We start from the raw sequence: 10,470 nt of genomic DNA on the forward strand, positions 1-10,470 counted from the left end.
CTAACCCGCCTGAATCCGGCATTGCGCCAGGCCTGCCTGCAAATCAGCGACATTGTGCGCATCGGCAAAAATCAGCTCGATACGCGAATCCCGGCGCCACTCACTGGGCTGCCATTCCAGCTCGGCGTTATCCAGGGCATTGGCCGAAACCCAGCCCTGCTCGCTGTGGATGACCAGTTTGGCTCGCCGCCAACCCAGCGCCTTCAACCACAGGCTCAGGCGTCGAGTGTCGAACGTTTGCCCAGGGTGCCAGCGCCAGCCGATGCTCCAGCCACCCTCCTGCGCCTGACTCAGGCAAATCGGCAATGCCGGATCGCTCCAGACCGCCGCAATCGCCCCCACACCCTTCGGCACCACGAGGTTATCCGCACCCGCCACCGCTTGCGCAGCCGCGCCGGGCAACGCGTGCAAAGGCAGTTGCGCCTGCTGGGTCCAGATCAGTCTCACTGACGGCAAACGCTGCACGATGGTCTGCCGCACAGCCTCGTCCAGACCTTCTGCCTTGTTCAGCAACAGCAGACCAGCGCTGGCCAAGGCGTCCTGCTGAGCGGGCGGCAATGCTTTGCCGACGGCCAGCGCCTGGGCATCGAGCACCAACACACAGGGCTGCAGCGCCAGTACACCCAACCACGGCGCCTCGCCCAACTGCTTGAGCAACTGCGCTGGATGGCCCAGCCCGGACGGCTCGATGAACAACCGATCCGGCCGCGCCTTGCGCAGCAAACGGCCAAGACCGATCTGAAACGGCGCGCCATTGACGCAACACAAACAGCCTCCGGCGACTTCGCCCAGTGCGATACCATCGGCATCGCGGGTCAGCAGCGCGGCGTCGAGGCCGATCTGACCGAACTCGTTGATCAGCACTGCCCAGCGCTCGCCTGCCGGTCGCTGGGCCATGAGCTGGCGAATCAGGCTGGTCTTGCCGGCGCCCAAAGGGCCGGCGATGACATGGGTAGGAATGTTCTGCAACATGGCTGGGCGTTTTCTGAGGGGATTGGACATGCGTTGGATGGGATGGTCGTTGCTGTTGATGGTGCTGTCGAGCGAAGCCTGGGCTCAAGCCTGTGTTGTGCACAGCCAGGGTGAGCGGCTCGACGTCAAGGTCTGCCAGCAGAACCGCAGCATTCCCGAGAAACTGTTCAGCGACGGCTTCTGCCAGCCGACGCTGGCCGGGCAAAAAGTCGAAGTGCAGTACGTCGACCGATGCCCGAGCGGTGCTTTCGGCATGTGCAGCAACGCGCAAGTCGCCAATATGCCCTATCGCCAGGATATCCACTATTACGGTGTGGCCTCCGACGCGGCGTATCTGCAGCCGTATTGCGAAGGCCAGAGCCAGGGCCAGTGGCTCAAGCCGTAAGCTTCAGCCTAGCCAGTCGAGGGTCAGCAGCAGCCTTCGCTCACCCGGCGCCGGTTGCGGGGAGCGATGAATCAGCCCAAAGCCTTCGTTGCCGTGCCACTTTTCGCCTTTCAATAGCGCCACATCACCGCGCTTGAGTTGCTGGATCTGGCTCATGCCTTGCGGCTCGGCGTTGGCCTGGCCCAATTGGTCGCGATCCATTGCGCCTTCCTTGATCCACTGACTTCCGATTCCGCCATACGTGGTGATCAAGCGAACCGGCACGTGATCGACGTGAAAACGCGGACACATGGCTTTATCCAACACCCGCAGGCGCAAACCGATGCGGCGAGCGCCCAGCAGACAGGCGAAGGCACTCACCAGCCATTGCAGGTCAGCGACGAAGCCTTCGTAGCCTTGCAGATCACGGAACCCGGCGGCCAGTCCTTGCAGATCAGGATCGGCGTCTTCATTCGGCAATTCGATGCACAGCGCTTCCGCCAAAGGCTCGTTGAGCGAGAGCAGCAACTCTGCGAAATCGGCGATGTGCAGCGGCAGTTGACGCTGCCAGACTGCGAGATTGACGTCATCTTCGAGGATTCGCGTCAGCGTTTCGGGCGTCGGCCCCTGATGCTGATAACGGGCACGATTCTGCTGCAATTTGAGCGCGAGCATCAGGCGGCCTCATCGTGCCAAGGGCCGAACGGGTCAGGCAGCATGCGCCAACCTTCTACGCCAACAACAATCTCTTCGTCCGTGAGCAGGCAGGCCTCAAGTTCCGACCTGAGCTGTACGAAATTCATGTTCTGGCCTATGAAAACCAGCTCCTGACGGCAATCTCCGACATTGCGCGTCCAGTTTTCCAGGATCGCTGCGGTACTTTCCTGATCCTGCGGCCATTGGCTTTTCGGTACGAAACGCCACCAGCGCCCGGCAAAACCATGACGCATCAGACCGCCGGCCTGCGACCAACTGCCTGCGTCGGTGGGTTTGCTGGCGAGCCAGAAATAGCCCTTGGAGCGCAGCAGTTTGCCGTTGGTCCACGGACGATCGATGAAGTTGAAGAAGCGCTGCGGATGAAACGGGCGACGTGCGCGGTAGGCCATCGAGGCGATACCGTATTCGGTGGTTTCCGGCACGTGCTCACCGCGCAATTCCTGTAACCAGCCTGGAGCCTGAGCGGCCTTCTCGAAATCGAAACGCCCGGTGTTGAGGATCTTCTCCAGCGGCACCTCGCCCATCACCATCGGGATGATTTCCGCCTGGGCGTTGAGGCGCTTGAGGATGGCCATCAGCTCTTCGCGCTCCTGACGACTGATGAGGTCGATCTTGCTGATCAGCAGTACGTCGGCGAACTCGATTTGTTCGATCAGCAGATCGGTGATCGAGCGTTCATCTTCATCGCCCAGGGTCTCGCCGCGGGACGCCAGGCTCTCGGCAGTCTGATAATCGAGGAGGAAATTCACGCCGTCGACTACCGTGACCAGGGTGTCGAGCCGCGCGACGTCAGCAAGGCTCTGGCCCTGCTCATCGCGGAAGGTAAACGTTTCGGCTACCGGCAGTGGTTCGGAAATGCCAGTGGATTCGATGAGCAGGTAATCGAATCGTCCTTCGCGAGCAAGTTTGCCAACTTCTTCGAGCAGGTCCTCGCGTAACGTACAGCAGATACAACCGTTGCTCATCTCAACCAGTTTTTCTTCCGCACGGTTCAGGCTGACATCGCGCTGGACTTCGCTGCCATCAATATTGATCTCGCTCATATCGTTAACGATGACCGCAACACGCAAGCCTTCTCTATTACGTAGTACGTAATTCAAAAGCGTACTTTTTCCGGCGCCGAGAAATCCCGATAAAACGGTCACGGGAAGCGGAGATGACATTGGATAATCCTCATCATGTGGTGGCCGATGTGCGTTTTGGCCTGTCTTGGCGTAGCGCAGCGCGTTCTAGAGCTTCAAAACAGCGATATGACAGAAGCAGACGCTTGAAATCGACGAGCTCAGGCCTAATTCAATTTAATGTTATAGTATAACAATATGAATAAGCCAGACCCGCTCTTGCCGAAACTGATAAAGCGCTGGAAGCTGCACGCAATCTGCCCATCGGGAACCGCGATGAAAACTGCTTTGAAATGCTCGCTACTGAGTCTCGCGTTGCTGTCCGGGGCCAACGCATGGGGGCAAATTCCCGCGCTCGCCAACTGCACACGCAGCGCCAATCTGCTGGCCTGCATCGATGCGCAGGGCAATGCCTACAGCGTGAACACGGTTGGCACCACGATTTATCTGCGAGGATTTGAAAAGGAAGGCAAACGCTACTGGGCGCAGACCAACAGTCGCTTCGGCCAGCTAACGTTCTTCACCGGGATCGCCTCTGACGGCGAAGCCTGGGTCGGCTACACCCGTCGCGTCGGCTGGACGACGATCAATCGCTTTTCCAGCTCTGGCGGCAGTAGCGCCAAATTCACCTGCAGCCGAATGACCGGCTGCTAAACCTGCGCTTTTTGCTGCTCCTGCTGCCAGGCGATGTAGCTATCTGCTGGCGGATTCTTCTGAAAGTAACGCTGCAATCCTTCAAACAGACCATCAGCCACAGCTCGCTGATGTCGTGGCGTGACCAGGCGCTGACTGTCACGGGCGTTGGAAATGAAGCCGGTTTCCACCAGAATCGATGGCACATCTGGCGACTTCAAGACGGCAAATCCTGCCTGTTCCACGCGCTTCTGATGCAGCGTGGTAATACCCGCCAGACTGCCGAGAACGGTGCTGCCGAGTTGCAGACTGGCGGCGATGGTGGCGTTCATCGACATGTCGAGGATCACGCCCGCGAGCATCGGATCCTTGTCCTTGAGGTTGAGCAGACTGGTCGCCACCCAGCAGATCCGCGCCGTTCTCCCGCTGCGCCATGAAGCGTGCAGTCGCTGACGTCGCCCCACCTTCGGACAGGCAATATACCGACGCTCCCGACGCCGTCAGGCGCGGTGCCGCATCGGCGTGCACCGAGATAAACATGTCGGCCTTGTGCTGACGAGCGATGTCCACACGCTTGCGCAGCGGGACGAAGAAGTCGTCATTGCGCACCAGTTTTACGTCGAAGCCTTTCTCCCTTTTCAGGCGTTTGGCGAGCAATTGAGCGATGGCAAGAACCACATCTTTTTCCCGCTCACCCTTGGCGCCAACCGCACCTGGGTCTTTCCCGCCGTGCCCGGGATCAACGACAACGATGATGTCGCGCTTGGGGTGAGCCTGATTCGAGGGTGTTTCACGTGGAACCATTGCCGGACTTGATGCTTGTTTGGCGTTTACCAGATCAAGCACCAAGCGGTGTCCTTGGCCATCTTGAGGCGCCAAAAGGAAGCTGTTCAATAGCACCGGATGGTTCAGATCGAGAACGATCCGTGTATCACCCCGACCAAAATGCCCTGATCGAATCGAATGAATAGCCGTATCGGCAAGCGTCAATTGACTGAAATCGCCACTCAAACTCGCCCCGGGAAGGTCGATGATCAAGCGTTCTGGAGAGCTCAGCGAAAAGGTTTTGTAGCGCACCGGACCGCTAAGGTCGAAGACCAATCTCAGCTTGTCATCCGAACGCCATAGGCGCGCATTGCGAATTTGCGTAGCCGAAACGGTGAAGGGAAAAGCCAAGGCCGTGCTGGCCAGAAGTAGACTGAGCAGATGACGTCTGTGCATGTGAAAGCCTGTTCATGAAAAAGGCATCGTGATTTGAATTGTTATAATGTAACATCTAATTCAATCAACACGACGGTCCCTAACATGAATTCGCTGACACTTCCGGATATTGCAATTCAAGCCGCTCGTCAGGCATTACCGCTTGATTGGGTGGGAATGTGCGGCATTGCTCTGCCTGTTTTATTGCAAGGTCAACGTCTGGGCGCAAAAGCTGATGCAGGCGTGAGTCTCGATGATGGCGAGGCGCGCGGTATTCACATGTCGCGGCTGTATCTCGCACTGGCGGCACTTGAGCGGCAGGACCTATCTCCCTCCCTGTTACGCCAGGTTCTCGAGGATTTTCTGGCCAGCCATGATGGTTTATCCAACGGCGCCTACCTGAAAATCCACTGCGAAGTGCTGCTGAAAAGGCCTGCGTTAGTCAGCCCTCTAGCCGGCTGGAAGAGCTACCCAGTGAGTATTTCTGCGAGCCTGAAAAACAGAGTGTTCCACGTGGAACTGAAAATTGAGGTGCCCTACTCCTCAACTTGCCCCTGTTCAGCAGCTTTGGCGCGGCAGTTGATTCAGCAGCAATTCATCGATGACTTCGCCAACAAGCCACTGCAACATGCCGAAGTTTTAACCTGGCTTGGATCAAGCCAAGGCATTGTCGCCACCCCGCACAGCCAACGCAGCACCGCGCATCTGCACATGCATCTCGACGAGTTCATCGACGAGCTTCCCCTGAGTGTGATCATCAATGACGCCGAAGCGGCGCTCGGCACCGCAGTGCAAACCGCCGTGAAACGTGCCGACGAGCAAGCCTTCGCGTTGGCCAATGGGCAGAACCTGATGTTCTGCGAAGACGCCGCGCGGCGACTCAATCTGGCACTGCGTCGCTCCCCCGGCGTCAGTGGATTCCACCTGCGAGTGATCCACGCCGAAAGCCTGCACGCCCACGACGCTGTTGCCGAAAGCCATTGGCACCGAGAACTCGCATGATCCGTTGCCACACCCTGAGTTGGGGCGCACCCGGCCAACCACTGGCTTCACCACTGACCCTCTCGCTGGAACACGGCAGCCTGAGCGCCATCATCGGCGCCAACGGCTGCGGTAAAAGCAGCCTGCTGAAAGTCATAGCCGGATTGCAGAAGCCGTTATCGGGAAAGGTCGCACTGGGTGTTCCACGTCAGGGCGGTTTAGCGTTCCTGCCGCAACAGCAACACCTTGATCGGCAGTTCCCCATCAGCCTGGAAGAACTGGTAGCCGCCGGTTTCTGGGGCCGGCGCTTATCAACAAAACTGCGCGCGCAACGTCTGGCTTACGCACTCGATAACTGGCACTTGAACGGACTGGGAGCGCGTCCGCTGATGGCCCTTTCCGGTGGCGAATTGCAACGCGCCCTGCTCGCCCGCTTAAGTCTAACCGACGCCCCATTGCTGCTTCTTGATGAACCCCACGCCGCTCTCGATGAACTGGGCCAGCAATTGCTCTGGCAACACATCCAAGCCTGGCACTCGGAAGGACGGACATTGCTGATGGTCGGCCATGACCTCGCTGCCGTCCGTCAACACATTCCGCAGACACTGCTGATCAAAAACCGCGAATGCCTGTTCGGACCCAGTACCGAACTGATCCAGCAAACACCCAATATGCGGGTGGCCTGATGCTTACCGTCGCCCACCTCTGGCAACCGTTCAGCGAGTTCGTGTTCATGCGCCGAGCGCTGCTCGGCGGACTGGTATTGGCCTGTAGCACAGCGCCACTTGGCGTGTTTCTGATCCTGCGGCGCATGAGTCTGATCGGTGACGCCGTTGCCCACGGCATCCTTCCCGGCGCGGCATTGGGCTTCTGGTTCGCCGGTCTGAGTCTGCCCGCGTTGACCTTCGGTGGTCTGGGTGCCGGGCTGGGCATGGCCGGACTGGCCGCCTGGATTACCCGCCGCACCGGTCTGCGCGAAGACGCCAGCCTCGCTGCGATCTACCCGATCTCGCTCGCCAGTGGCGTGCTGATTCTTGGCATCGCCGGCAAGCGTCTGGATCTGCTGCACTTGCTGTTCGGCTCAGCGCTCGCCGTCGACGGCCCAACCCTCAACGGCATGTTGTGGGTGTCGGGACTGAGCCTAGCCGCCATGGCCCTGATCTACAAACCGCTGCTGCTCGACACCCTCGACCCGTTGTTCCTACAAACCGTCAGCCGGCTCGGCCCGCTCGCCCACGGTGTGTTCCTGACATTGGTGGTACTGAATCTGGTGATCGGTTTCCAGGCCATCGGCGCCTTGATGGTGGTCGGCCTGATGATGCTGCCCGCCGCCGCTTCGCGGTTCTGGAGTCGTCGCCTGCCTGCCCTGATTGCGATCTCGGCGCTTATCGGCTGCCTGTCGGTGTGGTGCGGATTGTTGATCTCGTTCTACTACTCGCTGCCCAGTGGTCCGGCCATCGTGCTGGTCGCGGGGATCGGTTATCTGCTGTCGGTCGTGTTCGGGCCGGTGCACGGTTTGCTGCGCCGCCCGCCTTTGCTCACATCCCCATGAGGTGTTTCCCGATGCGCGCTTTACTCGTACTGTTCAGCCTGCTGCTCTCGATGTCGTTGTCGGCGGCGGAAAAATTGCCCGTGGTCACCAGCTTCAGCATCCTCGCCGACATGGTTCACCAGGTGGGTGGCGAGCACATCCAGATCACCAATATGGTCGGCCCGGACGCCGACGCGCACACCTATGAACCGACACCGGACGATGCCAAAGCGCTGCTCAAAGCCAAACTGATCATCAAAAACGGCCTCGGTTTCGAACCATGGCTCGATCGCCTGGTGACCAGCACTGAGACCAAAGCCACGGTTGTCAGTGCCAGCCACGGAGTGATTCCTCGCTCGCTGGAGGAAGATGGCGAGACCATTCCCGACCCGCACGCCTGGCACAATCTGGCCAACACCGAGCTGTACATCGCCAACATCACCAAGGCACTGATCGCTGCCGATCCGGCGAACAAGGCCGACTACCAACGCAACAGTCAGACCTACCTGAAACAGATCTACGCCCTGCTCGCCGAAGCCAAGGCCAAGCTCGGTTCACTGCCGCCGGGCAATCGCAAGATTGTCACCAGCCACGATGCCTTCGGTTATCTCGGTCAGGCCTACGGCATCGACTTCATGGCGCCGCAAGGTCTGTCCACCGAGCGTGAACCTTCGGCTGCCGAAGTCGCCGCGCTGATCACCCAGATCCGTCAGGCCAAGGTCAAAGCGGTGTTCATGGAAAACATCAAGGACGCGCGCCTGCTCAAGCAGATCGCCGAGGAAAGCGGCGCGCACATTGGCGGCACGTTGTACTCCGATGCCCTCGCCGCCAGTGGCCCGGCCAGCACCTTTGCCGGATTGTTCGAATACAACCTCAACACCCTTTACGACGCGCTGAGCCAACCATGATTCGCAAAAACCCTTCCGGCGATTTGCCGCACATTGCCGAGTCGGCCTACGTCGATAAAACCGCGATCATCTGCGGCAAGGTGGTCATCGGTGAGAACGTCTTCGTCGGCCCCTACGCGGTGATCCGTGCTGATGAAGTAGACGCTTCGGGCATGATGGAGCCGATCACCATCGGCGCCAATTCGAATATCCAGGACGGCGTGGTGATTCACTCCAAATCCGGCGCGGCAGTAACCATCGGCGAATTCAGCTCGATCGCACACCGCTCGATCGTGCATGGTCCGTGCAAGGTCGGTGACCGGGTGTTCATTGGCTTCAATAGCGTGCTGTTCAATTGTGTGGTCGGTGACGGCTGTGTGGTTCGACACAACTCGGTAGTCGACGGCCGAGATTTGCCGGACGCGTTTTACGTGCCCTCCACCACCCGCATCGGCCCCAACACCGACCTCTCGCAGTTCCCGCCAGTGAGTGTCAGCGCCTCGGAGTTTTCCGAAGACGTGGCGCGCACCAACGTCGATCTGGTGCGCGGTTACAAAGCCTTGCAAAACGAGTTCTGAACCATGAGCAGCGTGCTGATTCGCAACGCCAGGCTGGTCAACGAAGGACGCGAGTACGATGGCGATCTGCTGGTCAGTCATGGCCGCATCGTCAAGATTGCGCGCAGCATCGAGGGTGAAAATGCCCGCGTGGAAATTGACGCCCAAGGTCAATGGCTGTTGCCGGGGATGATTGATGACCAGGTGCATTTTCGCGAACCGGGGTCGCCGGCCAAGGGCAGTATTCATAGCGAGTCGCGCGCTGCGGTGGCGGGCGGCATCACCAGTTTCATGGACATGCCCAACACCCGACCGGCCACCCTCACCCTCGAAGCGTTGGCGGATAAAAAGCGTCGGGCGGCGATTAACTCCGTGGCCAATTATGGCTTCCACTTCGGTGTCAGTCAGGACAACCTCGACACCGTCGCCGCACTCAATCCCTGCGAAGTGGCCGGGGTCAAAGTGTTCATGGGCGCATCCACCGGCAACATGTTGGTGGATGACCCGAAAACTCTCGAGCGTCTGTTCGCCGTAGTGCCGACGATCCTGCTGGCCCATTGCGAACACACACCGAGCATCGAGGCCAATGCAGCACGTCTGCGCGAACTCCACGGCGACCACCTGCCGGCGAATATCCATGCACTGATTCGTGATGCCGAGGCTTGCTACCGCTCCTCTTCGCTGGCGGTGGAACTGGCGAGAAAATACGGCACCCGCCTGCACGTGCTGCACCTGACCACTGCGCGTGAGCTCGAGTTGTTCGAGGACAAGCCGCTCGCGCAAAAACACATCAGCGCTGAAGTCTGCCTGCATCATCTGCTGTTCGATGACCGCGACTATCCAGCCCTCGGCAACCTGATCAAATGCAACCCGGCGATCAAGACACCAGCCGACCGCGATGCCCTGCGCGCGGCGTTACTGAGCAATCGACTGGACGTCATTGGCAGCGATCACGCACCGCATACCTGGGCAGAAAAGCAGCGCCCGTATGCCGAAGCGCCTGCCGGTTTGCCGCTGGTGCAACACGCCTTACCGGCACTGTTGGAGCTGGTGGCCGATGGCGTGCTGCCGATCACAACATTGGTGGCAAAGACCAGTCACCGAGTGGCGGATCTGTTTGCGATTCCGGATCGGGGTTATTTGCGCGAGGGGTATTGGGCGGATCTGGTGCTGGTCGAGCCAGCGGCTCTGGAAGTGTCGCGGCAGCCGATTCTGTCGCAGTGCGGGTGGACGCCGTTTGCTGACAGGAGTTTTCGTTATCGGGTGAATACTACGGTGGTGTCGGGGCAGATTGCCTGGCGGGAGCAGCGTATCAACGAAGGATGCCAGGGGCTGGCGCTGCGGTTTATGAGGTGACAACCAAGACGCCTTCGCGAGCAGGCTCGCTTGTATGTTTAGACTTGAAGGGGTGGGCGGGACTACAGACTCGATTCTGACTCTGACCAGTACAGACCGTGGGAGACTTCTCGTCCCGCCCCTTCTACCCAAAGCGCCAATAAGGAATTCA

Annotated in this window: 11 protein-coding genes and 1 pseudogene; 8 read left to right on the forward strand and 4 right to left on the reverse strand. The window is 59.4% G+C overall.

Going from position 1 to position 10,470, the window contains the following annotated elements:
* Positions 1 to 972 carry a CobW family GTP-binding protein gene (locus ACU680_RS22860; RefSeq protein WP_448180574.1) on the reverse strand — a complete coding sequence of 324 codons (972 nt, stop codon included), beginning with the start codon at positions 970 to 972 and terminating at the stop codon, positions 1 to 3.
* A 28-nt stretch (positions 973 to 1,000) separates the two neighbouring features.
* Here ACU680_RS22860 and ACU680_RS22865 point away from each other — a divergent pair, with 28 nt between their 5' ends.
* Entirely contained in the window at positions 1,001 to 1,357 is a 357-nt protein-coding gene (locus ACU680_RS22865) for an NADH:ubiquinone oxidoreductase (protein WP_448180575.1), read from the forward strand.
* 3 nt (positions 1,358 to 1,360) lie between these two features.
* Here ACU680_RS22865 and ACU680_RS22870 read toward each other — a convergent pair whose 3' ends face one another.
* Together ACU680_RS22870 and zigA are read right to left on the reverse strand one after the other, a co-directional pair.
* Positions 1,361 to 2,011: a DUF1826 domain-containing protein gene (locus ACU680_RS22870; RefSeq protein WP_448180576.1), complete on the reverse strand. Its 651-nt coding sequence runs from the start codon at positions 2,009 to 2,011 to the stop codon at positions 1,361 to 1,363.
* The gene (zigA, locus tag ACU680_RS22875; protein WP_448180577.1) at positions 2,011 to 3,216 is read right to left on the reverse strand and encodes a zinc metallochaperone GTPase ZigA; all 1,206 of its coding nucleotides are present in this window, start codon (positions 3,214 to 3,216) and stop codon (positions 2,011 to 2,013) included. Before zigA ends, ACU680_RS22870 begins: the two co-directional genes overlap by 1 nt.
* A gap of 234 nt (positions 3,217 to 3,450) precedes the next feature.
* Here zigA and ACU680_RS22880 point away from each other — a divergent pair, with 234 nt between their 5' ends.
* Entirely contained in the window at positions 3,451 to 3,828 is a 378-nt protein-coding gene (locus ACU680_RS22880) for a glutamine synthetase (RefSeq protein WP_400761945.1), read from the forward strand.
* On the opposite strand, the pseudogene ACU680_RS22885 reads toward ACU680_RS22880, so the two are convergent.
* Positions 3,825 to 5,028: pseudogene (locus ACU680_RS22885) on the reverse strand (N-acetylmuramoyl-L-alanine amidase). The gene ACU680_RS22880 and the pseudogene ACU680_RS22885 sit on opposite strands and share 4 nt — an antisense overlap.
* Before the next feature lie 84 nt (positions 5,029 to 5,112).
* Here ACU680_RS22885 and folE2 point away from each other — a divergent pair.
* From folE2 to ACU680_RS22915, 6 genes are read left to right on the forward strand one after another with little or no spacing between them, the layout of a single operon-like run.
* Positions 5,113 to 6,009 carry a GTP cyclohydrolase FolE2 gene (gene folE2, locus ACU680_RS22890; protein WP_448180578.1) on the forward strand — a complete coding sequence of 299 codons (897 nt, stop codon included), beginning with the start codon at positions 5,113 to 5,115 and terminating at the stop codon, positions 6,007 to 6,009.
* Complete coding sequence (locus ACU680_RS22895; protein ID WP_448180579.1) at positions 6,006 to 6,674, forward strand: metal ABC transporter ATP-binding protein; 669 nt, start codon at positions 6,006 to 6,008, stop codon at positions 6,672 to 6,674. The genes folE2 and ACU680_RS22895 overlap by 4 nt, the downstream gene beginning before the upstream one ends.
* Positions 6,674 to 7,540 carry a metal ABC transporter permease gene (locus ACU680_RS22900; protein ID WP_367082153.1) on the forward strand — a complete coding sequence of 289 codons (867 nt, stop codon included), beginning with the start codon at positions 6,674 to 6,676 and terminating at the stop codon, positions 7,538 to 7,540. Before ACU680_RS22895 ends, ACU680_RS22900 begins: the two co-directional genes overlap by 1 nt.
* 11 nt (positions 7,541 to 7,551) lie before the next feature.
* On the forward strand, positions 7,552 to 8,427 hold the full coding sequence (locus ACU680_RS22905) for a metal ABC transporter substrate-binding protein (RefSeq protein WP_448180580.1): 876 nt from the start codon (positions 7,552 to 7,554) through the stop codon (positions 8,425 to 8,427).
* Positions 8,424 to 8,984, forward strand: a complete 561-nt coding sequence (locus tag ACU680_RS22910) for a gamma carbonic anhydrase family protein (RefSeq protein WP_448180581.1) — start codon at positions 8,424 to 8,426, stop codon at positions 8,982 to 8,984. Before ACU680_RS22905 ends, ACU680_RS22910 begins: the two co-directional genes overlap by 4 nt.
* Positions 8,985 to 8,987: 3 nt before the next feature.
* Positions 8,988 to 10,319 (forward strand): dihydroorotase, encoded by a 1,332-nt coding sequence (locus tag ACU680_RS22915; protein WP_448180582.1) that lies wholly within the window; start codon positions 8,988 to 8,990, stop codon positions 10,317 to 10,319.
* Positions 10,320 to 10,470 lie beyond the last annotated feature (151 nt).

This window comes from Pseudomonas sp. LF020, from assembly GCF_053456425.1.

Excerpts from the sequence above, each read along its gene's own strand:
- ACU680_RS22860 (WP_448180574.1), bottom strand. The coding sequence starts at position 972 with ATGTTGCAGAACATTCCTACCCATGTCATCGCCGGCCCTTTGGGCGCC.
- ACU680_RS22865 (WP_448180575.1), top strand. The coding sequence starts at position 1,001 with ATGCGTTGGATGGGATGGTCGTTGCTGTTGATGGTGCTGTCGAGCGAA.
- ACU680_RS22870 (WP_448180576.1), bottom strand. The coding sequence starts at position 2,011 with ATGCTCGCGCTCAAATTGCAGCAGAATCGTGCCCGTTATCAGCATCAG.
- zigA (WP_448180577.1), bottom strand. The coding sequence starts at position 3,216 with ATGTCATCTCCGCTTCCCGTGACCGTTTTATCGGGATTTCTCGGCGCC.
- ACU680_RS22880 (WP_400761945.1), top strand. The coding sequence starts at position 3,451 with ATGAAAACTGCTTTGAAATGCTCGCTACTGAGTCTCGCGTTGCTGTCC.
- folE2 (WP_448180578.1), top strand. The coding sequence starts at position 5,113 with ATGAATTCGCTGACACTTCCGGATATTGCAATTCAAGCCGCTCGTCAG.
- ACU680_RS22895 (WP_448180579.1), top strand. The coding sequence starts at position 6,006 with ATGATCCGTTGCCACACCCTGAGTTGGGGCGCACCCGGCCAACCACTG.
- ACU680_RS22900 (WP_367082153.1), top strand. The coding sequence starts at position 6,674 with ATGCTTACCGTCGCCCACCTCTGGCAACCGTTCAGCGAGTTCGTGTTC.
- ACU680_RS22905 (WP_448180580.1), top strand. The coding sequence starts at position 7,552 with ATGCGCGCTTTACTCGTACTGTTCAGCCTGCTGCTCTCGATGTCGTTG.
- ACU680_RS22910 (WP_448180581.1), top strand. The coding sequence starts at position 8,424 with ATGATTCGCAAAAACCCTTCCGGCGATTTGCCGCACATTGCCGAGTCG.
- ACU680_RS22915 (WP_448180582.1), top strand. The coding sequence starts at position 8,988 with ATGAGCAGCGTGCTGATTCGCAACGCCAGGCTGGTCAACGAAGGACGC.